This window comes from Kitasatospora sp. NPDC127060, assembly GCF_042724935.1.
GTDB lineage: Bacteria > Actinomycetota > Actinomycetes > Streptomycetales > Streptomycetaceae > Kitasatospora.
Genome location: NZ_JBHXEG010000009.1, coordinates 124,729 through 151,625, shown reverse-complemented (window position 1 = coordinate 151,625; position 26,897 = coordinate 124,729). Strand labels below are relative to the sequence as shown.

At 71.4% G+C, this 26,897-nt stretch carries 29 protein-coding genes; 9 read left to right on the top strand and 20 right to left on the bottom strand.

Translation table 11 applies throughout. The features are described 5' to 3' along the window. Positions 1–139: 139 nt before the first annotated feature. The 5 genes from ACFWIS_RS08410 to ACFWIS_RS08390 form a co-directional block, all read right to left on the bottom strand. Positions 140–1,657, bottom strand: a complete 1,518-nt coding sequence (locus tag ACFWIS_RS08410; RefSeq protein WP_380523783.1) for a DUF6919 domain-containing protein — start codon at positions 1,655–1,657, stop codon at positions 140–142. Positions 1,658–1,662: 5 nt separating this feature from the next. Continuing rightward, the gene (locus ACFWIS_RS08405) at positions 1,663–1,947 is read right to left on the bottom strand and encodes a hypothetical protein (protein WP_380523781.1); all 285 of its coding nucleotides are present in this window, start codon (positions 1,945–1,947) and stop codon (positions 1,663–1,665) included. Positions 1,948–2,158: 211 nt separating this feature from the next. Beyond that, on the bottom strand, positions 2,159–2,821 hold the full coding sequence (locus ACFWIS_RS08400; protein ID WP_380523779.1) for a hypothetical protein: 663 nt from the start codon (positions 2,819–2,821) through the stop codon (positions 2,159–2,161). Between the two features lie 126 nt (positions 2,822–2,947). After that, complete coding sequence (locus tag ACFWIS_RS08395; RefSeq protein WP_380523777.1) at positions 2,948–3,700, bottom strand: hypothetical protein; 753 nt, start codon at positions 3,698–3,700, stop codon at positions 2,948–2,950. A 121-nt stretch (positions 3,701–3,821) separates the two neighbouring features. Continuing rightward, on the bottom strand, positions 3,822–3,947 hold the full coding sequence (locus ACFWIS_RS08390) for a hypothetical protein (protein WP_380523776.1): 126 nt from the start codon (positions 3,945–3,947) through the stop codon (positions 3,822–3,824). A 71-nt stretch (positions 3,948–4,018) separates the two neighbouring features. On the opposite strand from ACFWIS_RS08390, the gene ACFWIS_RS08385 reads away from it, so the two are divergent. After that, a complete protein-coding gene (locus ACFWIS_RS08385) occupies positions 4,019–4,303 on the top strand; it encodes a hypothetical protein (RefSeq protein WP_380523774.1) in 285 nt (94 codons plus the stop codon). 68 nt (positions 4,304–4,371) lie between these two features. Here the strand turns inward: ACFWIS_RS08385 and ACFWIS_RS08380 are convergent, their stop codons facing one another. From ACFWIS_RS08380 to ACFWIS_RS08315, 14 genes are all read right to left on the bottom strand, one after another. After that, complete coding sequence (locus tag ACFWIS_RS08380) at positions 4,372–6,477, bottom strand: chromosome segregation protein ParM (RefSeq protein WP_380523772.1); 2,106 nt, start codon at positions 6,475–6,477, stop codon at positions 4,372–4,374. 83 nt (positions 6,478–6,560) lie between these two features. Continuing rightward, positions 6,561–7,100 (bottom strand): hypothetical protein, encoded by a 540-nt coding sequence (locus ACFWIS_RS08375; protein WP_380523770.1) that lies wholly within the window; start codon positions 7,098–7,100, stop codon positions 6,561–6,563. 25 nt (positions 7,101–7,125) lie between these two features. Continuing rightward, positions 7,126–9,408 carry a hypothetical protein gene (locus tag ACFWIS_RS08370; protein WP_380523768.1) on the bottom strand — a complete coding sequence of 761 codons (2,283 nt, stop codon included), beginning with the start codon at positions 9,406–9,408 and terminating at the stop codon, positions 7,126–7,128. Between the two features lie 138 nt (positions 9,409–9,546). Then, positions 9,547–9,855 carry a hypothetical protein gene (locus ACFWIS_RS08365; RefSeq protein ID WP_380523767.1) on the bottom strand — a complete coding sequence of 103 codons (309 nt, stop codon included), beginning with the start codon at positions 9,853–9,855 and terminating at the stop codon, positions 9,547–9,549. Beyond that, positions 9,852–10,331: a hypothetical protein gene (locus ACFWIS_RS08360; protein ID WP_380523766.1), complete on the bottom strand. Its 480-nt coding sequence runs from the start codon at positions 10,329–10,331 to the stop codon at positions 9,852–9,854. Before ACFWIS_RS08360 ends, ACFWIS_RS08365 begins: the two co-directional genes overlap by 4 nt. Before the next feature lie 192 nt (positions 10,332–10,523). Further along, a complete protein-coding gene (locus tag ACFWIS_RS08355; RefSeq protein ID WP_380523765.1) occupies positions 10,524–12,296 on the bottom strand; it encodes a DUF2637 domain-containing protein in 1,773 nt (590 codons plus the stop codon). Next, complete coding sequence (locus tag ACFWIS_RS08350; protein WP_380523764.1) at positions 12,293–12,697, bottom strand: hypothetical protein; 405 nt, start codon at positions 12,695–12,697, stop codon at positions 12,293–12,295. Before ACFWIS_RS08350 ends, ACFWIS_RS08355 begins: the two co-directional genes overlap by 4 nt. A 152-nt stretch (positions 12,698–12,849) precedes the next feature. Continuing rightward, on the bottom strand, positions 12,850–13,428 hold the full coding sequence (locus tag ACFWIS_RS08345; protein WP_380523762.1) for a hypothetical protein: 579 nt from the start codon (positions 13,426–13,428) through the stop codon (positions 12,850–12,852). 33 nt (positions 13,429–13,461) lie between these two features. Then, entirely contained in the window at positions 13,462–13,716 is a 255-nt protein-coding gene (locus ACFWIS_RS08340) for a WhiB family transcriptional regulator (RefSeq protein WP_380523759.1), read from the bottom strand. 31 nt (positions 13,717–13,747) lie between these two features. Then, on the bottom strand, positions 13,748–14,440 hold the full coding sequence (locus ACFWIS_RS08335; protein WP_380523756.1) for a hypothetical protein: 693 nt from the start codon (positions 14,438–14,440) through the stop codon (positions 13,748–13,750). A gap of 148 nt (positions 14,441–14,588) precedes the next feature. Further along, a complete protein-coding gene (locus ACFWIS_RS08330; protein WP_380523754.1) occupies positions 14,589–14,876 on the bottom strand; it encodes a hypothetical protein in 288 nt (95 codons plus the stop codon). 782 nt (positions 14,877–15,658) lie between these two features. After that, positions 15,659–15,835 (bottom strand): hypothetical protein, encoded by a 177-nt coding sequence (locus ACFWIS_RS08325; protein WP_380523752.1) that lies wholly within the window; start codon positions 15,833–15,835, stop codon positions 15,659–15,661. After that, a complete protein-coding gene (locus ACFWIS_RS08320) occupies positions 15,832–15,963 on the bottom strand; it encodes a hypothetical protein (RefSeq protein WP_380523750.1) in 132 nt (43 codons plus the stop codon). The genes ACFWIS_RS08325 and ACFWIS_RS08320 overlap by 4 nt, the downstream gene beginning before the upstream one ends. Continuing rightward, entirely contained in the window at positions 15,960–16,346 is a 387-nt protein-coding gene (locus tag ACFWIS_RS08315) for a hypothetical protein (RefSeq protein ID WP_380523748.1), read from the bottom strand. The genes ACFWIS_RS08320 and ACFWIS_RS08315 overlap by 4 nt, the downstream gene beginning before the upstream one ends. 346 nt (positions 16,347–16,692) lie before the next feature. On the opposite strand from ACFWIS_RS08315, the gene ACFWIS_RS08310 reads away from it, so the two are divergent. The 8 genes from ACFWIS_RS08310 to ACFWIS_RS08275 all read left to right on the top strand — a co-directional run bounded on the left by ACFWIS_RS08310 (position 16,693) and on the right by ACFWIS_RS08275 (position 25,913). After that, positions 16,693–17,442 (top strand): GntR family transcriptional regulator, encoded by a 750-nt coding sequence (locus ACFWIS_RS08310; RefSeq protein WP_380523746.1) that lies wholly within the window; start codon positions 16,693–16,695, stop codon positions 17,440–17,442. A gap of 203 nt (positions 17,443–17,645) precedes the next feature. Then, a complete protein-coding gene (locus ACFWIS_RS08305; protein ID WP_380523744.1) occupies positions 17,646–18,800 on the top strand; it encodes an XRE family transcriptional regulator in 1,155 nt (384 codons plus the stop codon). Then, entirely contained in the window at positions 18,797–19,375 is a 579-nt protein-coding gene (locus ACFWIS_RS08300; RefSeq protein WP_380523742.1) for an isochorismatase family cysteine hydrolase, read from the top strand. Before ACFWIS_RS08305 ends, ACFWIS_RS08300 begins: the two co-directional genes overlap by 4 nt. After that, on the top strand, positions 19,372–20,256 hold the full coding sequence (locus ACFWIS_RS08295; RefSeq protein ID WP_380523740.1) for an NAD(P)-binding protein: 885 nt from the start codon (positions 19,372–19,374) through the stop codon (positions 20,254–20,256). The genes ACFWIS_RS08300 and ACFWIS_RS08295 overlap by 4 nt, the downstream gene beginning before the upstream one ends. A 912-nt stretch (positions 20,257–21,168) precedes the next feature. After that, the gene (locus ACFWIS_RS08290) at positions 21,169–23,763 is read left to right on the top strand and encodes a hypothetical protein (RefSeq protein ID WP_380523738.1); all 2,595 of its coding nucleotides are present in this window, start codon (positions 21,169–21,171) and stop codon (positions 23,761–23,763) included. A gap of 205 nt (positions 23,764–23,968) precedes the next feature. Next, entirely contained in the window at positions 23,969–24,367 is a 399-nt protein-coding gene (locus ACFWIS_RS08285) for a hypothetical protein (RefSeq protein ID WP_380523736.1), read from the top strand. Positions 24,368–24,379: 12 nt separating this feature from the next. Beyond that, a complete protein-coding gene (locus ACFWIS_RS08280; RefSeq protein WP_380523734.1) occupies positions 24,380–24,874 on the top strand; it encodes a hypothetical protein in 495 nt (164 codons plus the stop codon). 325 nt (positions 24,875–25,199) lie between these two features. Further along, positions 25,200–25,913 carry a hypothetical protein gene (locus tag ACFWIS_RS08275; protein ID WP_380523732.1) on the top strand — a complete coding sequence of 238 codons (714 nt, stop codon included), beginning with the start codon at positions 25,200–25,202 and terminating at the stop codon, positions 25,911–25,913. 17 nt (positions 25,914–25,930) lie between these two features. Here the strand turns inward: ACFWIS_RS08275 and ACFWIS_RS08270 are convergent, their stop codons facing one another. Continuing rightward, a complete protein-coding gene (locus tag ACFWIS_RS08270) occupies positions 25,931–26,812 on the bottom strand; it encodes an IS5 family transposase (RefSeq protein WP_380523790.1) in 882 nt (293 codons plus the stop codon). Between the last annotated feature and the right edge of the window lie 85 nt (positions 26,813–26,897).

The following is a 26,897-nucleotide window of genomic DNA, read 5'->3' as shown; positions in this document are numbered from 1 at the left end:
GGGGCGCCGGGGGCGGGGGCCGGGGGCGGGGTTGGTGGGGGCTTTGCTGCTGGTGGCCTGTTCTGCCCCCGTTGGGGGGGGGTGGGGGGGGGGGGGCCCGGCCGCATGGGCCGGGCCCGCCGGGAGGGCTGAGGGCGAATCAGCGGCTGGTGGCGGTGGGCGCCTCGGCGGCCAGGACCCACGGGCCGTCGGTGATCGGCCGGGCGGTGGCGGCGTCCTCGGCCGGGGCCCGGTCGTCGGCGTGGAAGGGGTGCAGCAGCGGAACGCCCTGGTGCCAGCGGTCGTAGTGGCGCCAGGTGAAGCCGAGGGGGTTGTACTGCTCGCCCTCGGGCAGGTAGGCGGCCTCCAGGTCGTACGCGCGGCCGTCGGCGGGGTCGGTCCAGTGGGTGGTGCCGATCTCTGTCTCCGGCACGCGGTGGCCGTCGGCGTCGATCCGGCGGTCCATCCAGGAGACGCGGCACAGGTAGCCGGGGTGGTCCCAGGAGTTGGGGTGCGGGGCGCCGGGGTGGTGGATGTCGATGTGGACGAGCAGGTCCGACAGCGGGTCGCGGCCGCGCAGGTCCGCGCGAACCAGGTGGGCCCGGCCCGCTTCGACGGGCAGGACGTAGCGGTCGCCGGGGGTTGCGCTGCCGGTGGCGTTGGCGATCCAGCCGCGGAGCGTGGCGTAGACGCGGCCGTCCTGGTCGGGGGCGGCCTCGGTGACCTCCCAGTCGGCGAGGACGAGCTCTTTGCCGTCGGCGAAGGCGAGGGTGGCGTGCTCGGTGCCGGCGATGCGGTGGCCGGCGTGGTTCCAGGGCTGCACGGGTTGGTCTCCTCGTACGGGGTGAAGGACGGCGGCCGCCGCCGGGTGCTGGTGGGCTCCGGGACCTGCGGGCCGGGGCTCGATGCCGTCGGGGTGGTCGTCGTCCCCGGCGGCGAGGTCGTCGAAGAGGACCGGCGGCGGGCAGGCGCTGCACCGGTCCTCGAACGCCGGGTTCGCGGCCCACCAGCAGCCGCCCGGGCACGGGTCGTCCTCCGTGCAGCCGCAGTGCACGCACCGAGCCTGCGCCGGATCGGCGAAGGCCTCGACGAGGGCGGTGAGCAGCTGGCGGAACGGCCCGGGGACGGGGTTGACGAGGGTGACCTGCCAGGCGTCCTGCGCGGCGGCGACGGCCTGCTCCCCCGCGCCCTTCCACAGGAAGCGGACATCCTCGGGCGGCATCCAGTCGCCGAACCGAGTCCAGGGCTCGCCGTTGACGGTGGTGACGACGATGCCCGGCGGCCTCGGCCGGTCGGCGGTGTCGGGGCGGTGCTCGACGTAGAGCAGCCCGTGCTGCACAGCCGCCCGGCGCAGGGCGTGGAGCACATCCTGGTCGGCGGTGAACCCGGAGACGGCCTCGTGCTGGGCCCACCAGTCCCGGTAGCGGTCGGTCCCGAGCAGACCGGGCTGGCTGCACTCGGTGACGAAGCCGCCGCGGTTGCACAGGGCCAGGGCGCGCACCAGGCCGGGGGTGTGGGTGGTCTCCTCGTCCGGGCCGAAGTTCGGCCCGTACCCGGGGTGGGAGGCGATGGTGCCCTCCAGCCACTGGGCCGTCAGCTCGCCGAGGTCGGCCAGGGAGGTGGTGGCGCGCCAGGCGGAGCGGTCGGCGCGCGACATGAACAGGTGCTGCTTGAACATAGCGGTCAGGCCGCCGTCCGCAGGGCGCGCCCATCGAGGCACGGCTCGCAGTGCTGGGGCTGCGGCGTCACGACGCCGTCCAGCCACAGGTGCTCGGGGCAGAAGTGCTCCCCGCAGCCGTCCACGGCGCTGTCGTCGTCGGTGCTGCCGCACCGGCTGGCCGGGCCGGGCTCGATCTCGGCGCCGCAGCCGCCGTCGGCGCAGATGGTGACGGCGTCGGCGGCCGGGTCCTGGTCGGCCAGGGCGGACTCGGCGCGTTCGAGGGTGATGAAGGCGAGGGTGCTTCCCACGGTGTCCTCCTGGGTGTCCGTGTCGGCCGGTCGGCCGGCAACGCCCCCGGGGAGCACACCGCCCGCCCGGCTGGTGCGCGGGGCGGGCGGTGCGGGCCGGGTGCGAAGCCGGACGGCCGGTCAGCGCAGGTGCTGGCCGGCCAGGAAGAGCAGGAGCCCGATGGGCCCGAAGATGCCGAGCAGGTCGACGAAACGCATGGCGGGCTCTCCCTCAGCCGTTGTGGTTGGTGATCGACCCGCGCCACCCGGCGGACTGGCGGCCGATGGTGGTGATGTGGGTGCGGGGACGGTGCACGAGGGCCAGCACGGTGCCGGTCGCGGAGGCCCCCTCGCCGCTGGCCGTCGTGGAGGGCGTGGTGCCGGACGCCCCGGTGGTGACGGAGCGGAGCTTGCCGAGCAGGGCGGCCACGCCGAGCACGACGGCGCCGACGAGGACCGCGGCCCACTTCAGGAGTTCGCCGATCTTGTCGGCGTGCGGGGCGACCTCGGCGACGGCGGCGCCGAGCACCCACACCGTCCCGCTGGCCGCCAGCGAGGCGAGGGAGCCGTAGACGATGTACTGGCGTACCGCCTGCGGCAGGCCCGGGTCGGCGGCCGACGCGGCTGCGGGGGCCATGCCCTCGACGGCCTGGCGGTGGGCGGCCCGGCGCGCTTCGGCGGCGTCCAGGTAGGCGGTCACGTCGAAAACGGGCACGGCTTCGGCCTGGCCGTCGATGAGCGCGGGCACGAACGCGGCGTCGTCGCGGTCCCGGCCCACCGCCATGGCGACGATCCGTCCGTCCATGTGCGCGGCCGCGTAGCCGGGTTCCAGGAGGATGACCTGGGCCGGGTCGAGGGGCCTGCTGCTCTCGGGGCTGCTGTTGGGGGTGGACACGGAGAACTCCTTAGGAGGCGAATCGAGGGGATGGGGGTCGCCGGGGCGGGGCCCTGGGCCGGAGCGGTGAAGGGCTCGGCGGGGCCCCGCCTCGGCGGGGACAGCTGGTCCGGACGTCCGGTCAGATCAAGGCGTCGCGCCGGGCATCGGCGGCCAGGTCCGGAAGAGTTCGCCCTGTTCGACGAAGGGCTGGGTGAGCAGGCCGGTGCCCGGCAGTGCCTGCTCGCCGTCGATGGCGGGGCCGCCGGCCAGCAGCTCGATGAGGCTGCCGTCGCGCATCGAGCGGCCCAGCGCTCCCGACGCCCACCTGCCCGGCCTGTCCACCGTGCGCAGGTGCAGGCCGCCGAGCGCGGCCCATCGGGCGATCGTCTCCAAGTGCGCCTGGATCCGCTTGTCCTGCTCCAGGAGGCCGGTCACGCCGACCAGGGTGAGGGTGGCCAGCTTCCGCTCGGCCGTCGGCCGGTACTCCTCGTACCCGGCCCCGGACAGGCCCTTGTGCCAGCGGTCCAGGACCAGCGCGCTCGCCTCGGCCACCAGCTCGGCGGCGCGGGCCACGGTGTCGGCGCGGTGCGTCAGCGGGCGGTTCGCGATGTGGGTGCCGTCCAGGTCCACCACCCACGACTCCACCAGGCCGGAGGCCTCCTCGGCGTCCCACAGCGTGTCAAGCAGCGCACCGATCCCGCTGCCGGGGCGGCCCGTGATGGCGGCGCAGACCGGGCCCTCGGGGCTGAACAGTTCCAGGGTGGCGTCGCTGCCGTCGGCATGGCGGCCGATCGCGACGGTGCCCTCCTTGGTGTCGAGCAGGGTCGCGGTGCTCGGCCGGTTCGGCATGGTCCGCAGGGCGGCGAGCTGGGCGGCAGCGGGCTGCTGGGATTCCACGTGCTTGTCCTTCCAGGGAATGGCGCAGGGCGCGGCAGCCGTGCTGCTGCGCCCTGCGGGGTGCTCGGTTGTCGGTGCCGGAGGGAGGTGCCCCACGCTCCGGCCCGCCCGGTGGCGGTGGTCAGGAAGCGAGGTTGGTGAAGAAGGAGGTGACGGAGTGGAGCGCGTTGTCGATGGAGGGCGCCATGGCGGTCTGGGCCAGGCAGAAGCCGAGCACGGTGAACACGGCGGCCCGCCAGTACGCCACGTGGTGGCGCCAGAGCTGGAAGGCGGCGACGGCGCCGGTGACGGCGACGAGGGAGACGGAGACGATCGCGGGTGAACTCCAGGACGGTCGGGACGGCGCTGCCCGAGCAGCGGCCCGGGTGGCCGGAGTTGGGGTTGCGGCGGGCCGCAGGGCGGCATGCTGGTGGCGGGCCGCACGTCGCGGCCGGCAACCACTTGGAGGGCCTCGCGGTGGCGCACCTGCACTACACCTGCTGGAACTGCGGCGCGGACTGCGTGGTCGACGGCGACTACTGCGACTGCTGCGAGGAGATCGAGGTGCCAGCGGTGTGGGACTGCTGGGACTGCGGGGCGCAGAACGAGACCCCCGAGGACTGACCGCCCCCAGGCCTGGCCTGGCCGGGCCTGGGGGCTGCCCGCCGTTCGCGGACAGCCCCCAGGGCGTTTCAGACCCGCAGCTTCTGGATGGCGGCCAGGGCGTCCTTCGGGTTGGTGATGTTGCTGCGCCCGGCCGGCTTGCCCGCGCCCGCCTTGTTGCCGCCCTTGCGCTTGGGCGTGGGTTCGTCGTCCTCCCAGTCGTCCTCGTCGTCCGGCTCGTCGCCGAACTCGCCCGGCCGGGGAGGCTCGTTCCAGTCGAACCACAGCCCGCGCGCGTCGAGTTCGGCGATCTCGTGCGCGGTGAGGCCGAAGGCCTCCTCCGGGAAGAGCGGCGCGATGGGCTGGCTGAAGTCCATGAGGAGGGTGCGCAGGACTTCGGGCTTTCGGCCGGGCACGATCCAGCCGACGCCGCCGGTGTTGGAATCGGACGGGGGTTCGGCCTCGCCCTGCATGATCCGGTCGATTCGGCCCGCGTTCTCCTTCGAGAACGAGCGCGGCAGCGGGTCCGGGATGTCGTCGGCCGCCACCCCGAGGGTCTTGAACATGTCGAGGATCTTCTTCGGCGCGACCTTCAGCACGATCGGGATGCAGTTCTCGCGGATGTTCTCCAACAACAGCTGCGTGAAGCCGTCCTGGACGTAGATGGACTGGCCGGCCGGGGTCTCGCCGATCGCGTACTTGCGGCCCTTCACTGAGATGGCCTCGCCCAGGTCCATGATCTCCGCGCCGTACTCGCCGTCCGCAGCCGCGGAGAGGAACTCGTCCCAGAAGGCAGCGAGCGGCCGGTAGGGGCAGCCCGGGAGCCACGGGTCCCAGTCGTGGACCTTGCCGTCCGCCCACAGCATCTCGCCGCGGATCTCCATGAGCGCGACCAGCGCCCGCATCGCGCGCACCATGTACAGCGCTCCGACGCCGTACCGGTCGCAGTGCACGCCCAGCGCCGTGGTCTTCTCGTCGGGTGCCTCGGTGACCACCCAGCAGATAGCGCCCCAGTTAGCGTTCGCGCACACCGCTAGCGCCATCAGCTGAGTCTTGCCGCCGCCCGAGGGAGCCACGGCCAGGCCGTGCGCCATGCCGCGGTCGGTGTGTACCCGGCCCCGGGCCGGCTGACCGTTCGCCAGGAAGCCGGTGGTGTACCAGCCGTTGGCATCCGGGGTCAGCAGCTCGCGGGTGGCCGGGTAGACCTTCGCGAGCGGGGAGACGTCCCACACCGTGACCAGGACCTGGCGCCCGTCGAAATCGACGAACACCCGGCCCTCCTCATAGGTGGTGCCGAACGCCCTGGCCAGCGCCGCGTGGTCGACACGCGGCTCGCCGATGGAGTCGGGCAATTTCGCGCGCCAGTAGGTCACTCCCCGGTCGTCCTTGCGGATCCTGTTCGTGTAGCGGGAGCCGGGGATCGCCACCTCGCCGATCCCGTCCTCCCACCACTCCTCGATGGTCGGCTTGGTGCGGCGCCGACGCTGCTCGTCGGGGATCACCTGAGCCTCCTGCCAGCCGGGACCGGCCTGGCGGCCCGCCAGCTGGGTGGTCTCCACGAAGCGCACGTCCGCCTCGTGGACGCCGAATGCGGCGGCGACGTCCGCCTCGCGCAGGCCGCTGATCGGGCGCCCCACCTCGTTGGCCCGCAGCAGGACCGTGAAGTCGTCGTGGGTGCCGGGGTGCGGCTTGGCGAAGACCACGTGGGTGCGGGCCGGGTCGCCGGCCTGCTTCCAGAGCTTGCGCACGCCCCGAGTGAAGTCGTCCGCGCCGTCGTCAGCGACGGGCTCGGGGGTCGGCTCCGGGGCGGTGGTGAGCACCATCGGCTCCGAGGCGGCGGCGATGGCGCGGCGACGGCGCTTGCGGTAGCGGCCGGTGCTCCTGGCGACCGGCGCCCAGGCGCAGCACAGCAGGGTCCAGCCGGCCGTCATCGCGATACCCCAGCCCCAGCCGGGGGTGTGGTGCGCGGCGTAGTCGACGCCGGCGGCCAGGGTCAGCGGCGACAGCCGCACCAGCCAGCGGCCGGCGCTGTCCTTCTCGGTGCACACGACGACGATGCTGGCGCCGATGCCGATGCCTCCGGCCGCGAGAACGGAGAGGCTGACGGGGTGGTGGGAGGGAAGGTGCGGGGCCGCCCCGAGGAAGGGGGCGGCCGCCAGGTACAGGGATCGTTCCAGGTTGACGGCGAGTGCCACCGGGGAGGTCCTTTCGCGCAAAGAACAGGGTGGGCACGACGCATTCGGCGTGCCCACCCTCGGGGGAAGGGGATGCGGACTGGCTACCGTCGGAGGAAGTCCGGCTTGGGGGTGCGCCACTTGCGGCCCTTGCGCACGCGGTGCAGCGCGGCGTAGTGCCGGGCGTGGGCGCGTTTGGCCGCGACGGCGGACTTCTGCGCCTGCTGGGCGGAGCGCAGCATCGCGCGGACGGCCTGGGCTGCCTCGGCCTGGGCCGTGGCGACCTCCTGGGTCATCGCTACGAACACGTCGTCGAGTTCGGCGTCCGCGATGTTCGACGCGAGGTTGGAGGCCTCGGTGGCGGTGGCCTTTGCCCTGCGGTCCAGGCCCTCCAGGTGGGTGTTGGCGGCGGCCATCGCCTCGATCACCACTTGCAGCTTGTGCTGGACGGCATCGAAGGAGTGGTCGCTGTCGCCGGCCACGGGCACCCGCCGGCGGACCTTGCGGCGTGGCCGGGAGTCCTGCCGGGGCACGACCGTTGTCTCGGGCACCGCCGCGGGCGCCGGGACCACGGTCGTGCTCGCGGGGGCGACGGCGGTTCCGGGGGCGGGCGTGGCAGGCAGGTTGCTGGCCTGCTCGCTCATGTTCTTGTCCCCTTTCTTTATGTGTCTAGTTGTGGTGGACGGCTGCGGAAGCCTCGTCGAGGCCGCCCTCGTCCATCGCGTCCAGGTCCTCGCCGTAGACCTTGGCGACCGACTCGGCGGCGAGCACGGCCACCGTCGAGGCCTTCTCGCAGACCTGCGCCAGGCGGTCGGCCTCGCGTGAGGTCGTGGCGGCGAAGTCCGCCAGGTCCGCGATCAGGTTGGTCACCTTCCGGTCGATGTTGTGGCTGCCGACCAGGTCGGAGCTCATCTCCCGCAGCACACGGGCCAGGGCCCTGAGCTGTGCGATGGCTTCCTGGACCATCAGGTAGTCGGTCGAGGCGTTGACCGCGATGTTTGCCATCGCGGTCAGGTACTCGCCAAAGGTGACCTCGGTGCGGTGCTGGCGGGCCGTCCGCTGGCGCCCCACGGTGCGGGCCCGGGTACGGGCTGCGGGCCGGGCCTCCCCCGACGGCTCGGGGCCGGGCTCGGGTTTGGGGGCAGCCGGCGCCTTGACCGGCTCGTCGTCGTCTTCCACGATCTCCGCGTCCGGGATGTTGTCGTCCTCGTCTTCCGCCGCGCCCTGCTGGCCTGGCCTCCACTCGTAGGCCGGCATGGGCTCCGGCTCCGGGTCCGGGTCCGGGTCCGGGTCCTGCTGGCCGGGCGGGGGCTGGCCCGTCTTGTCGTGCAGGTCCTTCAGGAAGCTGATCCACTCGTTGCCGGTCGTGTCCCCTGGCGCGGTGGCTTCCTCGGCCTTGGCCGTGTCCTCCGGTCTGGGCTCGGGTTCCGGCGTCGGCACGGTCTCGGGTGCCACATCGGGACCGGCGCTGGCGGCCGCAGCTTCCTCGGGAATCTCCTTGTCCTTCGAGCCCTTGGTCAGATCGACCTTCAACGACGGGTCGTCGACCTTCAACGAAGGGTCGTCCGGCTTCAGCGACGCGTCGTCCGGCTTCACGCCCGCGTTGTCGGCCTTCACCGCCGGATCGTCGGGCTTCACCTCGGGCTCGTCCGGCTTCACGCCCGCGTCGTCGGCCTTCACCGCCGGATCGTCGGGCTTCACCTCGGGCTCGTCCGGCTTCACCGGCGCCTTGTCGCCGCCGTCCTTGCCGTCAGCGCGATCACGGCGACGCTTCAGCTCCTGGGCGACGAGGCCGACGAGCGTCTGCGGGGTACCTCCGTCCTTCTCCGCGTCCTGGCGCGCCTTGCGCTCGGCCGCCTTCTGCTCCCGCCGCGCGTTGCGCTGGTCCCGCTTGTCGTCCACGACCCGCTGCCGGTTCGCCCGGCCCTGCGCGCGGTCCGCGGTGCGGTCGGCCAGGTCGGCATCCTGCCGTGTGCTGCGGCGCTGCTCACGGGCTCGGGTGCGCTCGGCCCGGCTGCTGGTGGCCGGTCCCGCGCCGCTGCGGTCAGCCGCGCTGCCACCGCCTCCGCCCCGGCCTCCACCAGAGCCGCTCTGGCGGCCGTTCCCGCCTCCGGACGCCTGAGACCTGCCGGGGCCGCTGGAGCCGCCAGAGGAGCCTCCAGGGCCCTTCCTGGTGCCGTCGGAGTTCCGGTCACGGTCGCCGGTTCGCTGCGACCCGCCATTCGGCCGGCTCTGGTCCCGGCTGCCGCCGGTGCTGCGGTTCGTGGAACCGCCGCCTGCGCCGCCCGGGGGCCGGCTGGTCGGCCCGCTCCCCCCGCCGGGACCGCCGGGGCCTCGGCTGGTCGGCCCGCCTCCTCCCCCAGAGCCGCCCGGCCCCCGGTTGGTCGGGCCGCCCGGGCCGCGCTGCGAACCCTTGCCCAGCCCCTTGCCGGAATCCGAGCCGCTGCCGATCGCAGCGCCCTTTCCCCGCGCCGACACCAGCGCGGTGCGGGCGTCGACGTGCGCCTTCTGCAATTCGTTGTGCTGCGCCATCAGCGACATTTCGCGTTCGGTCTGCGCATTGAGGCGCGACACCTTGTCCGCGACCTGCGCCTCCCGGATTGGAGCGTGTTCCTCCCGGTTCTCGCGGACGCGGTCGACGTGGAATTGCAGCCAATCGGAGACGACTTCTGCGAGAGAACGCCGCTCGTAGTATTCGCCGGAATCCTCGTATTCGCCTTCCTCTTCGGATTCGGCGTACTCGTCAGCGGTTGCGGTCCGGGCGGGAATTCCCTCGGATCGAAGAAATGAAGCCGGGTCCGGAAAATCGGGGACCGCCGGGATTTCCGGCGCGACCTCGCGCTCTTCCTGCTCCTCGGCGCTGTCCGCGTAACGCGGAATCCGCGGCGCGGCGTAGGGCTTGTCGCCGCCCGGGAAGGTGATCACCCGCCCGCTGGGGTCATCGTCGGACACTGCTCGCTCCCTTCGGGGGCTGAGAGGGGGTTGACAGAGGGTGGGGTCCTCGTGCACGCGTGCACGCGTGCACGCGTGCACGCGATACGCGCGCGAGGCCCCGCCGGCGGTCGACGGGGCCCTCGCGGTGACGCATGGTTACTTCGGGGGGAACTGGGCGGTGACGTCCCTCGCGTAGAGCTGGAGGTCGTCCCAGACGCGGGGATCGCCGGCCGCCCGCCGCTGCATCGCGGTCAGGAACAGCCGGCACACCATCGCCCAGCCCAGCCAGACATCGGCCCGGCCGGATTTGGATTCCTGGGCCAGCCATTTGCGCGTGATGCGCAGCCAGTTCTCGGCGGTCCCTTTGTCGTCGCCGCGCTTCTCGATCGCCTCGGCTTCGCCGCTGACGTAGAAGTTCCGCTGGTTCAGCTGGCGGCGTTCGACGCTGGTCTGTGGTCGGTTCATGCGGACTTCCTGTCGCGCAGCTCGCGCAGATCGTGAATCGACCGGGGATCAGCGTAGCCGGTTTTCATCGGCGGGGGAACCTGTTCGGCCGTCTTGTTGACCGGAAGGGTCTTCGGAGTGCGCTTGCTCGCCTTTTCCAGCGCCTTTGCCGCACGCTGGGCGGGCAGTGCTGCAACCTTTTCGTCGTGATTGCGGCGCCGGAAATTGACCTTTTCCGCCGCCGCGACAGCGCTTTCGATCGATCGGATGAGGTTGCGTAGCTGGCGCTCGGTGGGCCAGGCCCGCGCCCGGGCGTCCCAGGGCCGGTCGCCTTCGACGTGGGTTCCACGCAGCTCGATCTGGGTCTCCTGGGCCAGCAGGCTCAACGTGGAGACGAGCCCGAGCAGGCGGCTCTGGATGTCGCCGACGTAGCCGGCGAAGGCCTCGGGGCTGCGGGCCACGGCCCGCATGGACTCGCGGCTCTCGTTGGTGGTCATGGTTCCTCCGGGGAGTTGCGCTGGTGCGGTCTCGGCGGGGCCGTGACCTGGGGGGTTTCGCGACCCGGGCTCCGGCCGGTCGGCCGGGTCGTGGGCGGTGCTCGGCGCCTCAGCGCCTTCGCCGGTCACCAGGGCGACGGGCGCGTCCTGGTGGCCGGCGGAGAGGCCGGGATCCAGTCGTGCAGGGGCCTGTCAGCCCTCCAGGGGCTCGTCCTGCTCCGGGGTGGCGTAGGCGGCCCAGAACAGGCCTCGCAGGGCGCTGTCGGGGTTCTCCAGGTGCTCCTTGGCCAGGGCCCGGCGGGTGGAGGCCGTCCCGGTGGAACGGCAGCCGATCTCGGCCACGATCAGCTCGTTAGTCACCGTGCTCTCGTCCTCGGCGGCGACGAGCAGCGCCATGATCCGCAGCACGTCGAACTCGACCTGGCCCAGGCGGGCCTTGGCGGCGGCCCCGGCCACGCGCGCCCGGCCTTCAGTGGCGCGGAGCTCGGCTTCAAGGGCCCGCTCGTTGTCGGCGGCCGACTGGGCGCGAAGCGCTTCAGCTTCGGCCTGCGCCTTCTCGGCGTCGCGCTCGATTTCAGCGGCGGTGCGGGCACCTTCAGCGGCGGCGGTGCGGGCTTCAACCGCCTTGCGGGCGGCTTCAGCGGCGGCCAACTCGTTCTGCTTCGCCGTCAGGAGCTCCTCCGAGTCGGCCAGCCGGCCCAGCGCCCCGATGCGGGCCGCGTGGGCAGCGGCTTCAAGCTCGATCTGCTGGGTCTGCTGGGCGGCCTCGGCCTCCAGGCGCCGGTTCTCCATCTCGGCCTTGAGCTGCGCCTTCTTGCGATCGAGCTCGGCCTCGAAGCGCCGTTTGGCGGTCGCGTCGTTGATGGCGTCGATCTCGGCGGCTGCCTCGTCTTGAAGGCGCTGCAGCTGGGCTTGACGCTCCGCCACCTTCTTCTGAAGGTCGATCGTCCGCAGTTGAAGCTCGTTGTCGATCTCGGCCTTCGTCGCGATCTCGGCCTGCTGCAACCGGCCGTTCGCGCGGATCTCAGCGGCCTGTGCTTGAAGGCGCGCCTCACGGATTTGAAGATCCGCCTCGATCTGTTGAACCTCGGCCTCAGACCGTTGAAGGGCCATCCGGCCGTTCCGGGCCAGGGTCTTGAGTTCCTCCTCAAAGGGGATTGCCAAGGCCGCGTCGACACTGAAGCCAGCCTTCGCCATCTTGAAGGGCAGCAGCTCGTCCGGCGTCGCCTTGGTCTCCCAGTCCCTGCCGTGCTCCTGGCGCAGGCGCTCCTCGTACACCTTGAGCTCGTGGGCCATGGCGACGACGACGCCGTAGGGCTTGTTCCACAGCGCCATCCGGCGCGAGTGGTGGGCGGTCTTGAAGGGCGAGAGGATCCAGTGCTTGAGCGGAGGCGCCCCAAGGTCGGCAGCGCCGTGGAGCAGCTTGTTGCGGCGGGCGATGTAGTGGCGGGCCGCCTCGACGGAGGCGATGTAGAGGATGGGGATGACGCCGTGCATCGCGGCGGCGAGCGGGTCCTTGGTGATCGGGCCGGACGCCGCCGCGTTGAAGGCGATGGTCGCCAGGGTCAGGCCCATGGCGAGCCAGCGCAGCAGCGGGAACTTCACCCGCTTGTGGAGCAGGTAGAGGTCGATGGCCTGGAGCGCGACGATGCCGGCGTCGATGCCGATGGGGAAGGCGTAGGAGAAGAGGCCGAAGTGCTTGCGCAGCGCCAGGTCGCGCAGGGTGCCGTAGGAGCCGGTGAAGCCGATCGCGGCGACCACCGCGCCCATGGCCACCGCGCCCTTGGCCAGGGCGCCCGGGAAGCCGTCCGAGTCATCCTGCCAGTCGTCGGGCTCGGGCTGGATGTCGTCGGGCTCATACACAGGTTCGTCGTGCGGGTCGAACGGGGGCTCGTGGATCGGGTTCGGCTGGGTGGGCAGGAGGCGCGGGGAGTGGCCGTTCGCCTTCTCGATGGTGACGGTCACGCCGTCTGCTCCTTCCGGAGGGGAATGGGGGCGGGCGCTCGGAGGAGCGCTCGTTGGGGGGAGTGGTCGCCGCTGGAGACGGGGACCGGGTCCAGGCGGTGGAGCAGGTCGTCCAGGGCCTTCGACCGGGCGGCCAGGCGCGCCTCGGCGGCGGCCGCCTCGGCCTGGAGCTCGCGGGCGGCCTCGGCCCAGTCGGACCGGGGAACGGCGGGCAGGTAAACCGGGTCGAGGCAGTCGTAGGCCTCTGCGGTCTCGGCGGTCTCGGCGGCCTCGGCCGGGCTGAGCCGGTCTCCGGGCTCGTAGACATCGGGCTCGGGCCGGAGGAGCTGCCCCCGGGCCCATACCGCCGCGGTGGTCAGCAGCAGCACGGCCAGGAGCACGAGCGCGGTCGGTGCGGGCATGGATGCCTCCGCAGGGTGAGCGGCCGGGCTTTCCGGCTCCCCGTCACCGCCCGACGCCGACCCCCTTGGTGAGGGGGCGCGGCGGGCGGATCAGGCAACCGACAGATCCGGTGCCTCGCGTGGTGCGAGCCGGCGGTGACGGCTGGATCGGGTCAGGACCTGGTGGCCGGGGCGCTGGTCAGGATCTCGACCGCGGCGTTCACGGCCTCGGCCCAGGCCTCCAGGTCCTTGGGCTCGCGCGTGGCCATGCGGGCGTCGTAGTTGTTGGTGAGGTCCCCAAGGACCGCCACGGCGGTGGGGACGATCTCGACCGGGTACCGGAAGGCGGCCTCGGTCAGGAGCGTCAGCAGCATGCGGACGCCGGTGTTGATCGCGGCGGCCTGCACGCGGACCCACTGCTCGTCGGCCGCCTCGGCAACCGGGCTGCGCAGCGTCATCGCGGTGCGCAGCCGGGTCGACTCGGCCAGCTTCAGGGCGAGTCCCGCGAGCATGTGGCGGGCCTTGGCGTCCTTCACCTTCCCGTTGAGGATCACGGTCTCGCCGATGGTCAAGCCGCCCAGGCGGTCGCGCAGCTTGGCGTCGGTCTCGCGCTCGGCGGTCTCGCGGCCGGCACGGACGGTGTGCCAGGTGGTGCGGTTCTCGTCGTCGTCGAGCCAGCGGCCGAGTCGGCGCAGGTCGGCGATCGGGTCGTTGGTCTCCAGGTGCTCCTGGAGCCACTGGGGAAGGGGCACGGTCTCGGGTCCTCTCGGTGTACGGGTGGGTGGTCAGGCGGTGCGGGCGCGGTTGCGGGCCGCCCGGCGCTTCATCGCCCGGCGCTCGTTCTCGCTCATGCCGCCCCACACGCCGGCGTCCTGGCCGGTCTCCAGGGCCCACTGGAGGCACTGCTCCATCACCGGGCAGCGGCCGCGGCACACGGCCTTGGCCTCCTCGATCTGGAGCAGGGCCGGCCCGGTGTTCCCGATCGGGAAGAACAGCTCCGGGTCCTCTTCTCGACACGAAGCGCGGTGTCGCCATGCCATGGCGAACTCCTTTCTCACAGCTGGAGGTTGGTCAGCTCCGGGCGGGGGCCGACGTCGTGGCGGCCAGGGCCAGGTCCAGGGCGTCGGCCCAGGCCCGCAGCGCGGCGGGCGAGGGGGCGTTGCGCGGGGCCTGGTAGCCGGGGGCCAGAGCGGCGAGGGTGTGCTGCACGGCGAGCACCACCTGGGCGGGCGCCGCGAAGTCCCGCTGGCCGAGGGCGCGCAGCAGCAGGCCGGTCAGCGTGCAGATCCGGGCGACGGGCTCGGCCGTCGCGGCGGTGGCGTCGAGTGCCTCGGGGCGGCGGACGGTGGCGGTGATCCGCACCCGGCTCCGCTCGGCGAAGTCCTCGACCAGGGCGGCAAGCTCCACACGCTCCCGGGCCAGCTTCACCGTCGCCTGGAGCTCGGCCAGCTCCTGGCCGGGCGCCGAGGGGTTGGAGAAGACGAAGGTGGTACGGGCGATCGAGGCGTCGACCTGCTCGTCCAGCCGACGGCACCGGGCCTCGTACCAGATCACCCGGTTCGCCGGGTCGTTCAACCAGGCCAGTAGGCCGCCGAGCGCCGTCGACGGGACGAGGCCGGGGGCCTGCCGAGCCTGGATCCTCAGGGCCTCGCGCTGACGGAGGTCCCGCTTGTAGGCCTCCTCGCGCTGCGCCCCCTCTTCGGCGTCTGCGGGGCGGCCAGTCGCCGGGAGGAGCTGCTGGGCGGTGGTCTGGTTGCCGGTCACTTGGCACAGTCCTTCTTGTCCGCGCTGCTCTTCTCGGTCTTCTTGGTGCCGGTGCCGCCGCCACCGAGGTAGCTGCGGCACACCAGGTGCTGGTGCACGGTGTTCTCCAGGAAGGGGAAGGGCCGGGCCGAGAGGTCCGGCGGGTCGGTCAGGCCGCGATCTGCGGGTCGGCCTGGTGGCGGACCGGCGGCCAGGGGTGGAGCGGGGTGGTCGGCGCGGGCAGCCGGGCGGGCTGCGCCACTGCGCCGGCCGGGCTGCCGTCGGGGTAGCGGCCCGAGCGGCGGCAGATGAACCGCGGGCCGTTCTGGAAGGGGGAGAACTGCGGAACCAGCTCCTTCTCGGCGTGGGTGCGCCGGTCGGGGTCGGTTCCGCCATCGCCGTGGTTCGTGGTCTTCTTCGCGCCGACCTTGGGGCTGGGCGCCTTGTTGCTGGCCACGGGGCCTCCTGGTGGGTCTTGGTGGAGGGGGCCGGTTCGGTCCCGGAACTCCCCATCACCCCCGGACCCCGCCCGCTGCTCAGGTGAGCGGGGGCAGGTGCCGGGGGATCAGGGCAACAACGGGCTGCTGATTGCGCCCAGCCGTCACGCGATCGCGACGCCGGGCGCGCCCGCCGGTAGGGCGGGACTGGCCGGCCTGACGAGGCCGGCGACCGGGTGAGCATCAGATCCGCCTGCTCACCGACGACGGGGCAACAGCGCGCGGGCGGGTGGCACGCCGAAGGGCGTGTTCTCCAGAGCCGGACCGCTTGGCAGACGCGCCGGGACCGGGTAGTTCGGTCCCGTGTTGCCGACGGCATTTCCCTGCCGTCCGGGGGGGCGATCTGTCTCATCTCGCCCTCACGTTCAGGACCCGCTGCTCCCCCGCGCCCGAGAGCGCCGTGCCTGCCAGCACGAGAGGGAGCAGCTGCGGTGCTGGCCGGGCGCGGTTCTACTCCCCGGAGGGGGCAATCCGCGCCAGGCCGCGGCCGCCGCTTACGCGGCGGTCCTGCTATGCACATGACACACTATGGAGTTCTCAAGTAACGAGTGCTCACGGATTCGACCCTTCCGAGGAAGCCTCCGAGCACGGGACAGACCTACGGCGAGCCACCGTCAGACCACACGGAGTGATCACTTGATGGCGGAGCGAAGTCCTAGCCAGGTCCCCAACCCCCGCGCCCGCCAGGCGGGTTGTTCACGGGGCATGGGCAGTCGCTAGAGCTGCTGCACAGAAGGAGAGGTCAGACCTTGCGGATCTCGGCGGGCGGCACCGTGACGCCCCGCCTCCGCGCACGCCTGTCCGCCTTGGACGCCGGCTGCGCCTCCCTGAGGACGCCGACCCGGTCGATCGAGACGTCGTGCCGAACGACCGCGCCCTTCTCGATCCGCCCGAAGGCGAGGAAGCGCTTGTCGTTCACGCGGTGCCCTCGGGCTGCGTCACGCCCTTCAGCCTGTCGGCTGCGGACTTCGCGGCACCCTTGGCCATGCGGGCGGCCAGCTTGGCGACCAGCAGGGCGAGCCGCGCGTCCGAGTCATTCCCGCTCACGCCGCCACCTGCCCGTCAGCGTCGACCCGGACGGTCACGGCGAGCCGGCCCGCGCGGGTGGTCTTGGTGACGGTGGTGATGTCGCCCTCGACCCGGACGTCCCCGGTCTCCAGGGCGCAGACGATGGACTCGAAGCAGTCGGCGGTGACGGTCCCGAGGTCCAGGCCGCCGACGGCACCGACCAGCACGGCGCTGGTCGGGAACTCGACGATGTCGAAGGGGCGGACCTCGGCGAGCTCCTCCGGGGACATGTCGTCCGAGAGGGCCTCCGACTCCGCAGGGGAGGCCGGCGCGGCGTGGAGGTTCAGCACCGGCGCGACGGCCAGGGCGGTGTTCGTGGGGTCGGTGTAGTTGGGCGGGCTGGCCTGCGGCATGATGCTCACGGCGAGTTACTCCCTCAGTAGCGTTGAGGTCGAGGCGATCGCCATCGGTGCGGCTGGCGAGCCGCACCAGCTGCGGGTCCAGGAGTGCGAATCCTGGACCCGCAGTGTCGTTTCCGGGGTGCGAACTCCGGTCCTGACACGGCGATCTGGTGTGCCACCAGCGGCTTCCCGGGTTGCGAGGCCGTTCCGCTTGGCGACGAGACAACAATGACACACCATCAGCAGAAGAGTCAACGCTATTGCGGCATAGCTCGCTCGGAACGCAGCTATACAGGCTTAGCTGCGGGTGTGGTTCACTATGCCTTCCGATACTCACCAACCAGACGGACCTGAAGGGAGGCTTCAGATGCCCCTCAAGTGGGAGGTGCTGAAGGACGAGTTGGAGCAGCTGTGCGCCCAGCTCGGACCGGGCAGCGTTCTTCCGAGTACCGAGGAGCTGATCGCTCAAGGGCGCGGTTCTCGCTCGACGGTGTCGAGTGCATACCGCGAGCTCATGAACCTCGGGCTTGTTAGAGGGGTTCCGGGGACCGGCTACATCGTGCGCGACAGGAGAGTTGTCGCGATCCCCCTGAGCCGCTACGGCCAGGCCGGCGCTGACGGCTTGGGCCCTTGGGAACAGGCGACCAGGGCCCAGGGCATGAACGGGAAGATGGTTCTGATCGACGTCTCCTCCACGGAAGCAACGGTCAGTGTGGCGGCGAAGTTGGGCCTCTCCGAAGAGACCGGCTTCTACGTCATCCGTCGAACGAGACATGCCAAGATTGACAGTGAGGTGCTCCAGATTCAGCACGCCTGGTACCCCGCCGAAGTTGCTCGTCGATGCGGACTCGACCGCAAGGGGAAGGTTGAGGGCGGAGCGCTTCCGGCGCTGGCCAAGGGGTACCGCCTCGGGCTCGGCTCCGAGCGGGTCGGCTACCGGCGCGCGACCGATGCCGAGGTGAGCACTTTGAAGGTGGCACCAGGAGGCTTCGTGGCCCGAGTCGAACGGATGACCGTCGACGAGTCCGGCTTGCCGCTGGAGTTCCTCCAGATCGCCGCTGTGCCCGACAGGGTCGAGTTCGTCTACGACGGGCTCGACCTCTTGGGACTGCTCTAACCGGGAACCCCCGAAGGCGTCCTTCCAACGCTTGCGCATGCCGCCTCCCGACGTCGTCACGACCTGACGGCCGCTGCGGATCAAGCATGGCGAGGCGATGGAGGCACGGGGAGAACCTGCTGGGCCAGTGCCGGGCCAATAGTGGGCCAATAGTGGGCCAACCACGGCACACTCATCGTGGCGAATCGGGGAGGAGTGGAATCGTGAGCATCCGCGTCAGGTGCTGGACGGGCCGCGAGGTCCTGTGGTTGCAGCAGGCGCTGCGGATGTCGAACCGGGACCTTGCCGATCGCCTCGGGGTCTCACTGGCATCGGTGAAGAACTGGCGCAAGGGAGGCGAGGACTGGGTGTGCAATCCAGGGACCAGCCAACTGTTCGACCGAGCGGTTGAATTGATGAGCCCTGCCGAGCTCGCTGCCTTCCGGGCCCTCCTGGAGCAGGCCGGGACGGAGTTCGAGCTCGTCGGGCAACCTGTCACGCTGGCAGGCGACTTCTCCCTGACATCCCACCAGTTCATCCCACTGCATCTCGGCCCAATGGCGAACGCTCTCTTCGACAGGGGCGCTCTCGCCCCGCCCGGCCCGGCGGCCCTCGATCGCCGCCTGCTGAAGGTTCCTACAGGCAAGGGCCGCGATGGCAGCCTCTATGTCTACGCCTTCGGCGTCGCCGTCCTCCATGTACGCCAGCAGCTGCGCCTGAAGTCGGTAACCGACCTTGCCCTGTGGCGGTACCCGGCCTACGGGCAGAACCGCGCCTGGGCCCAGCAGGCCGTGTCCACCGTGGCCGCCGGCCTACTCGGTAGCGTGTCCGGGGTACCGCTGCCGGACTACGTGCTGTCGGTCTACGAGCTGCACCAGCACCCGTGGGACGGCGCGGTGCTGGACAGCGCACTTCAGCTCCTCGCGACGCCTGGAGTGCTGGTCGACCGCTCCGACGAAGACAACCCACTACCGCTGGGCATCGAGGAACAGCGGCTCGCCGCAGGCTGGAATGACCCGGACTCCATCGGGTTCAGCGGAGGGATGTCGCGAGGGGTAGCCAGTTGGTCAGGCGTGGCCTACCACCCCCACCCCGACGAACGAGCGCTGACGATCGACGACATCGTGGCGATGGAGCTCGACACCCAGGCCTTGTGGGCTCTTTCCACGCATCTGCTTGGCTCGGTCGAGGGCGAACGTGATCCGGCGATGCCGGAGCCCTTCGGGTGGCGCTGGCTACGTGGAGCGCACACCCGGCTGACTTCGGCCAGACCGACGGAGACGGCCCAGCACCGCGCGATGCGGGCGGCCGTCATCGGGACGAGCGATCTTCCCGATCGCCTGCAACACGCCTGGACGGCACTGAAGGAGGCATCGTGAACACGGCGCCCGCCGCACTGCGGCTGGACTCGACCGTCCTGGTTGCCGTCGACGTGCAGGCCGGGTTCGTGAGGGATTCGAGCCGGCACGTCGTGCCGACGATTGCGCGGCTGATGGAGGCCTGGCAGTCCGCCGGTGGTGCAACCATCGTCGCCACCTTCGACAACCCGGTGGGCTCCCAGTACGAGCGGATCAGCGGCTGGACGAAACTCCGCTCACCGGAGGAACAGGCCCTGGCTACCGAGTTGGCTCCCCTCGCCGGCTCGGCACACCGGATCATGAAGACCACGTCCAGCCTGCTCAAGGCACCAGGTGCGTTGGAGCTCTTCCGGTCGAGAGGGTGGACGGACGTGCTGCTCTGTGGGATCGACACCGACAGCTGTGTCTACGACACCGCCGCCGACGCCTACCAGCACGGCATCACCCCGTGGCTGGTGATGGATGCCTGCGCGTCCTCAGGCGGCCCGGAGTACCACAACGCCGCAATCCTGCTGGCCGGCCGCAACTTCGGCCGCCGCCTGCTGCTCACCAGCACCGACGTCCACCACATGCTCTCCGAAGGAGGACTCCAATGACCCGCCCCGCCGCCCAGCTGCTCATCATCGGCGCCGGGCCCGCTGGCTGCCTGGCCGCCGCTACGGCGGCCAGCGTCGGCATGACCTCGCTCTTGATCGACCCAGCCCCCGTACCGGGCGGCTCACTCTGGCGCATCGGCCACCTCGCCAACTGGCCCGGCTTCCCAAACGGCCCGAGCTACGCCCGAGCGCTCGGCGAGCACCTGGCCGGCCTCGACGGGCAGTGCTCGTACGTGCAGGCGCAGGTGGTTCGAGTTGAAGCCAGGGAAGACGGTGTGCGTGCTGTCCTGTCCGACGACACCAGCGTGGCCGGCGAGCTGCTGATCGCAGCTACTGGCGTGCACACAGCGAAGGCCACCGAGGTCTCGTGGATCACCTGCACGGAGCTCTTCCCCCAGATCACCCACGCGTCACCCGCCGACCTCGGCGTTCGCACCGTCGTCCTGGTCGGGGACAGACCCCTGGGAACCTGGTTGCGGACCCATCCGGACGCTGACCTGAAACTGACGGTATGTCACTCACTTGGAGACACCTACAAGGTGGAGGAAGTGCGCACGGACCCGCGCGTCCACCTTCTTCCGGTTCAGGCAGTCTCGGTCATGGGCGCGGGGCCTTTCAAGGTGGACGTCCACCGCGCCGACGGGGCCCGGGAGACCTTGGAAGCCGACTCGGTGCTGACCAACATCGGCACGGTACCGGCCTGCCTTCCCGGCCTGGCCGTTGGTACAGACGGCTTCTGCCCGCCGGTAGCCCAGCATCCGCGGGTCATCACTGCGGGTGATCTGAGCGCCAGGGACGGCCAGCGGGTTGCCACCGCGGCCGGCAGGGGCGCAGACGCTGCGCTCACCCTGTACCACCGGTTCCGTCGGCAGGCGGTGTGATGAACGGTCAAGACCGACACACGTGCGTTCGCGGTGCAATGGCGTGGCCGCAGAGGGCTTCTGTGGGTTTAGGATCAGGTGCGGACCGTTACTGGTCTGGCGGGAGGTGGAAGCCCCGCCGGACGGTGAAGGTCGCAAAAAGTTAAGGCCCCGCAGCATCCGCGGCGGGTGGAAGATCCCGCCGGACTCGGTTGCCCGGGGCCGGTGAGCCAGGAGCTGTGTGGTAGCGGCTCGACTGGCTCGATAGCAGTACACCTATAGCTCTAGGAGGTGTGCGCTGTGGTTCAGCGTACCCGTTGGACGGCCCGAGGGTGCAACAGCGCCCGGCCGATGTCGCGCGGCATTGTGCCGCGCCCGGCTGCATTGGGCCCGTACAGGTCTGAGACGTCCCTGCTCAGCGGCGGCTTCCGCCTGGTGGGGTTCGCCCGTTCGTGTGTCGCCCGTGTTGAGGGCTTGATCCGTTCGGGTTCCGCTGCGCTCCGCGTCTTCAGGAGCGTGGTGTTCGCCGTGGCCGCCTCGGGCGGCCGGCTTGTGGGGGTGGGGATGACCTAGGCCTTCGGGGGCGGCGCCTCCGATCCGCTTGTCCTCCTGCCAGGGAGGTATTGCGGTAGCGCCGCCCGGGAGCTTCACCAGGTGCCAGCCGGTGTCGCGCCCAGATCGTCCTCGTTGAGGGACCGCCCTGCCAGGGGCCAGTCGCCTCGCACTTCATCGGTTCTCCAGAACCACTCCAGCCCAGCGAGGGGCCTTCGCGTTCCCTCCTGAGCTCAACTAGGAGAGCAAGGACATGATGCAGCACTGTGCTGCCCAAATCCAGTCCGGCATCCCCGAATGCCGACGAAACCGTCCGTTTTCGGCCTTCCCGGCCGTGCGGGCGTGTCGCGTTGTGCTCTCGGCGGCCCTTCGGGGCAGCCGATGAGCGCGAACGCGATCTTGGCGTCCCGTCCGCCCGTTGCCCGGCCTCGTCCGGCGGCGGGTCGCCGGTGGCTTCGTGCTGTCCCGAGCCAGCAGGATTCCCCCGAGGCGCTGCTGCTGGGCGAGCCGATGCGCCTTCGACTGGAGGCCGCGGTGCGGGGCCTGCTGGCGGACGAGTCGGTGGCCGGGCTGCCGGACGCGGCCCGGCTGGCCGCGGTCGTGCTGCTCGCCAGGGGCTCGGTGGAGTGGGGTGTGACCACGCTCTGGTCGGGTGAGCTCGCCCGGTGGCTGGGCGTCAGCGTGTCCATGGTCAGCCACAAGGTCCTCCCCCCGCTGCGGTCCAGGGGCGTGATCAAAACTCGCGAGCACGTGGACGAGGACGGCCACGTCGTCGCGCTGGACCTGCGCCTGGAACCGGTCGCGCGGGTGCGCCATGCCCGCGACCGGCGGCATCCCCTCGCCCTGAACCGTGACGAGCTGGCCACCCTGCTGCGGTTGTGTGAGGCGCTGTTCGGGCCCGGGTGGGAGCCGAAGGACAAGCCGGCGATCCCCCCAGGCCTGCTGGCCGAACGGGATCGGCGAGGACACGGGGCGGCGACCGACCGGCTCGCCCTGCTGCTGCTGGTCCTGTCGTGCCGGGAGAACGGCTGGCTCAAGCTGTGCTCGGGCTCGTTGAAGTCCCCGAAGTTGGGCCGCGGCGCGGCCACGCTGGCGCTGCTGTTGCGCGGCGGCAAGTCGAAGGTCTCCCCGGGGGTGGCCAGCAGGGTGCTGGGGCGGCTCCAGGCGGAGGGCCTGGTCGAGGTGGAGCTGGAGGACGGTGAGGGTGCGCCGACCGGCCGGGTGCGGCTGCTCCCGATTGCCGAGAAGCGCGCCGAGGTCCTGGCGGCGGCGAAGAAGCCGGCCTCCAGTGGTGCGACCCGCCGGGCGGGCACGCGGGTGGTACGGCCGGTGGAGCCGCCCGCCGCTGAGGCGTGCCCGAACTCGGAGGACTCCGTGCAGGCCCAGGCGGCCTCTTTGTCGGCTCCAGAGAGTGCCGACGGGGATCTTGGCCGTCCGCAGGTGCCCGCTGACGGTCCGGCAGGTCTGCGACCTGCGCAAATGGCGGGCAGCGAGGACGTTTCGGCCGATTCGGAGAGTGCCGACTTTCACGCTCGCCACGCTCTTGTTGCTGATGTTGATGGTTGTGCTGAGGAGGTGGATGGCGATTCCGGCGCTTGCGCCGTTGGGGTGACCCACCATCGGCCGGAGCGCGCGGGCCCGCGCGAGGACGCGGCGGCTCCCGAGGTGCCCGCGCTGCGGCTCGTCGGGGCCGCGGGCCCGCTTCGCGGGGAACAGCACCAACACGACGACCAGCACAACCACCAGGAGCAGCCCGAGGTCAGGGCGACGCCGATCGTCGCCCTGCCCCAAGACGCGGCGCTGGCCTGCGCCCTGGCCCCGGTGCAGGACCTCTGGCAGCGACTGGAGCGACCGTCGACCCGAGGATTCCTGCTGAAGTGCGTCCGGCGCGCTCTGGACGGCATCGCCGCGTGGACCGGGCCGACCGACGCCCCAGAGGTGCTCGCCGACCGGCTGCTCTTCCGGCTCAAGCGCCAGCGGCGCCAGGGCAACCCGCACATCGACGACGTCGTCGCGTGGATGCTGGAGCGCGGCCTGCCGCAGGAGCGGCAGTGCAAGCACCCGGCGTGCGACAACGGCGTTCGGCTGGACACCGACAAGGACTGCGTCACCTGCGACCTGAGGCTGGAGGACCGGCGCTCCACCCGGCGCGTCATCATCGGGCAGGTCGTCCGGCAACTGCCGTCCGCGACGTTCGAGCAGCGCCGGGAGGCGATCGAGGACGCGCTGCGCAGCCATGCCTTGGTACGGGCCGAGGCTCAGGCCGACGCCGCGCGCCGGGCGGCCGAGGCTCAGGCGCTGTGGGAGGCGCAGCGTCCGGAGCGGGAAGCGGCGGCTGCCGAGGCGGAGCGGGTCCGGCTGGCAGTTCCGTGCGAGGACTGCGGGGCGGAGCAGGCGGCCGGGCTGTGCGGGGGGTGTGCGCGGGGCCGGGAGATCCGGCAGGGCACCAAGGCCTGCATCTCGATGGTGCTGGCGGCGTTCGCCGACCTGGGCAATTACGACAGTGTCCGCCGGGCATGGGACTTGACCCGGGCGGAGGTGCGCCAGGCCCGACAGGAAGCACGGCTCGGCGCGGCGAACGAGGTGATCGGCGGGGCCGCGGAGGTGCTGGCCGTGCAACATGCGCTGGACGGGTACCGGGCGTCGGCGCTGCGCGCGTTCGCCAGGTCGAAGTCGGCGTGCGAGGAGGCGGTGGCGGCCTACGAGGCGGTGATGCGTGCCCGGCACCGGTTCCCGAGCGAGGCCGCGGTGCGGCGGTGTGCGACGGAGCGGTCGGAGGAGGCGCGGGCCCGGGCTGCCGAGTGGCTGCTGCGCCGGCGTCTGGCGGCAGTGGAGCAACACCTAGCCCGGGTAGCGGCGCGTCAGGAACAGGGCGGTGCGGTGGTTCCGGCTGACCTGAACGTCGTCGGAGCGAACCGGACCCGGGACGCAGTGAACGCCCGGCGGGCCGCCGCCTTGGCCAGGCAGGGGAGTTGACCGTGGGCGGTGATGTCCGTGCAGGTGTGGCACCGCAGCCGCACGCGCCGCCCTGGTGCAATCCCACAACCTCCAGCCCGCTCAGCGCCATCGCATGCCTGAGCGGTTTGATGGTCTCTGACCAGCAGGGTTGGCTTTGGGCGGCGGTTGTCGGTGGGGTCGGCTATGGTTTCGCCGAACGTAGTCGGTCGGATACGGAGTGGGGGTGGACGGCGTCGTGCACCAGGAGATCCTGCGGGCGTTCCGGTTCGCCCTGGACCCGACCGACCGTCAGCTCGTGGAGCTTGCCCGGTACGCCGGCGAGGTCGGCGGCCAGGACCAGTACACCGTCGACCGGGGCATCTGGCCGATCGGCAGGAAGGTCCAGAGGGAGGCGCAGTACGCGATCGTGGCCGTGGACGGCGTCGTGCGTCGCGCGTACGAGCTGGACCCGGACGGCTGGCGCGAGGCCGAGCCGGGCAAGTGGGAGTTCACCGCCTTCGGCGACCGCGAGATGACGCCCGAGCAGATCACCGCGGCGTTCGCGGCAGGAGATCTCCCGATGCGTCCCGGCGATGACTGCCCCACCCGCGCCGGCGGCGCCTACCGCCCCCACTGGTTCTGAGGAGAAGCCGTCATGCCCACCAGCGCCCTGGCCACGCCCCCGCTCGTACTGACGCCCACCGACGACCCCACACCCGTCGAACAGGCCGTCGTGGACGGCATCGTCGGCGACTTCGACCCCGAGACGTTCCTGTGGATCGTGTTCAACCGGCCGGACGGCGGCGCCCACGTCTGGTACGCCTGGACCACGGGCGGGGCGCCGCTCGGCGACGCCATCGACCAGGCCGCGCTCGCCGCCGGCTACGACTGCTCCGACTGGCTCCACATCGGTAACCGGCACCTCACCAAGCACTCCCGGGGCCGGATCACCACCGACGTCTACCCGCTGCGACCCATCGAGGCCGACATCCGCGGCGGCCTGCGCGCACCCGAGACCGAGCGGGACAAGATGCGCCGACTCCTCGACACCGCCCGAGCCATGAACGGCCAGGCCCACCCTGAAGCAACCCGCGACGTTCCGCGGTGGACCGGCGTCGGACCGGCCCTTCTCAACCGCACGAGCAACTGACGTCAGCTGGCCGGCGTGCGAACCCCGAGTCGTGGCCCGCTTACGCCTCTGCGAATCCTGCGGTACCCGGCTTCCGCGCGGGGCACCGGCCCACCGCCGGTACTGCGACGGGGCCGGTCGGGCCCAGGCGTACCGGGACCGCAGGGTCGACGAGCGGCGCTCCGCGCTCCTGGTCCTGATCGGCGCCGCGTGAGAGCACCGCGACGGCCGCACCATCCGGCAGCTGACCTGTGCGGAGTGCGGTCGTCCCGTCTTCGCCCCGGCCCGCCGTAGGCGGGACGCCTAGGTTCTGTCCGGCGGATCTTCGTGCGGCATTATGTGCGAGGTGACCTCGACGCAGCCTGATGACCTGATCACCCGCTTGATTGAGGCCGAGAAGCCAGCCGATGTTGTCCATGCCGGGGCCGCTTGCCTGGCTGGGATGCTTGACGGGTTCGGGTGGGTCAGGTCTCGGCATTCGCTGGAGCGCCGGGAAGCGGTTCGCCGGGAGGTGCTCCAGCTGGAGAAGAGCAAGTGGAACCGATCGGGACACTTGATCAAGTTCTCCGTGACGAGCCTGACCGTCTTCGACGACAACCTGGGCAGGTGGCGTCGGGCCAACCCCGAGCTGACCGTTCGCCGACCCGAATCCGTCGAGTCGATCGTCTGCGCCTCCAGCTTCCTCGACACGCCCGGACAGCACTTCGTGGTGCTCACCCAGCCCGAGGAGCGCCCGACGAGACTGGAGCAGTTCGCAGCTCACCTTCGTGACACCGCGCTCCCATGGTTCGCCAGTACCGCCGATCCCGAGCAGATCGCGCGGACAGCTCCTGATCCTCTTCTCACTGGGTGGGGGTTCGCGCAGGATCTGGTCGAGTTCCTCGTCAGCACCGGCCATCACCCGCAGGCGCAGGCGCTCTGGAGGAGGGTCCAGGAACATCAGCCGGCCCATCAGCAAGCGTTCGCGGCGGGCCGGGCCATGGCCGGGACACAAGAGCGACCCCGCTGGCACACACCCGAGGCCCTCGGGTGGAGCGCCTCCGTCCTGGGTCTGCTGTAGGTGGCCCGTGCGTCGGTTCAGGGCCTGAGCCACAGGCGTATCGACGCGACGGTGACGGTGCCGTGGAAGACGTAGGCGCGCTTGTCGTACCGCGTCGCGACAGCCCTGGAGTGCTTGAGCCGGTTGATCGTGCGCTCGACCTCGTTCCGGCGCTTGTACATCTCCTTGTCGAAGGCCGCAGGCCGGCCTCCTCGGCTGCCTCGGCGCCGGCGGTTGGCTCGCTGGTCCTTCGGCTCAGGGATGGTGTGCTTGATCTGGCGTCTGCGCAGGTAGCGGCGATTTCGACGGGAGCTGTAAGCCTTGTCGCCGCCGAGGTGGTCAGGGCGGGTGCGCGGGCGGCCGCCACCTGGGCGCTTGACCCTGATGCGTTCCAGGATTGGGATCAACTGCGGGCTGTCGCCCCACTGGCCCGGCGTGATCAGCATGGCCAGTGGACGGCGGCCTCCTTCCCCGGCGAGGTGGATCTTGGAGGTCAGACCGCCACGCGACCGGCCGAGTCCTTCGTCGGTGCGGTGCTGCCGGGGCGTGGACCTCCGCTTTGGGATCCGGGGTGTTCGGCGCGGTGCACCGGCGGCGTGCTGGTGAGCCCGGCACGAGGTGGAGTCCACGCTCACCATGCTCCAGTCGATGCGCCCCTGGGAGTCGGCCTCGGCCTGGACGGCCTGGAGGATCCTCTCCCAGGTGCCGTCCGCCGACCATCGGCGGTGGCGCTCATAGACGGTTTTCCAGCTCCCGAACCGGTCCGGCAGGTCCCGCCACGGGACACCGGTGCGCACCCGGAAAAGGATCCCGTTGATCACCATCCGGTGATCGGCCCAACGCCCGCCGCGGCGCCCGGTCTTCGGCAGATTTGGTGCCAGTTGTGCCCACTCGTCGTCCGTAAGATCGCCCCGCCCCACGAGCAACACAATGGTCCACGCGAGGCGATCACCTGATCCGCCGGACAGAACCTAGACGACAACGAGTGGCTGTGACCAGAAGGGC

Bases quoted from the DNA above. Each gene is read 5' to 3' on its own strand.
- ACFWIS_RS08410 (WP_380523783.1), bottom strand. From the start codon at position 1,657: ATGTTCAAGCAGCACCTGTTCATGTCGCGCGCCGACCGCTCCGCCTGG.
- ACFWIS_RS08360 (WP_380523766.1), bottom strand. From the start codon at position 10,331: ATGACCACCAACGAGAGCCGCGAGTCCATGCGGGCCGTGGCCCGCAGC.
- ACFWIS_RS08295 (WP_380523740.1), top strand. From the start codon at position 19,372: ATGACCCGCCCCGCCGCCCAGCTGCTCATCATCGGCGCCGGGCCCGCT.
- ACFWIS_RS08310 (WP_380523746.1), top strand. From the start codon at position 16,693: ATGCCCCTCAAGTGGGAGGTGCTGAAGGACGAGTTGGAGCAGCTGTGC.
- ACFWIS_RS08350 (WP_380523764.1), bottom strand. From the start codon at position 12,697: ATGCCCGCACCGACCGCGCTCGTGCTCCTGGCCGTGCTGCTGCTGACC.
- ACFWIS_RS08365 (WP_380523767.1), bottom strand. From the start codon at position 9,855: ATGAACCGACCACAGACCAGCGTCGAACGCCGCCAGCTGAACCAGCGG.
- ACFWIS_RS08375 (WP_380523770.1), bottom strand. From the start codon at position 7,100: ATGAGCGAGCAGGCCAGCAACCTGCCTGCCACGCCCGCCCCCGGAACC.
- ACFWIS_RS08280 (WP_380523734.1), top strand. From the start codon at position 24,380: ATGCCCACCAGCGCCCTGGCCACGCCCCCGCTCGTACTGACGCCCACC.
- ACFWIS_RS08340 (WP_380523759.1), bottom strand. From the start codon at position 13,716: ATGGCATGGCGACACCGCGCTTCGTGTCGAGAAGAGGACCCGGAGCTG.
- ACFWIS_RS08290 (WP_380523738.1), top strand. From the start codon at position 21,169: ATGAGCGCGAACGCGATCTTGGCGTCCCGTCCGCCCGTTGCCCGGCCT.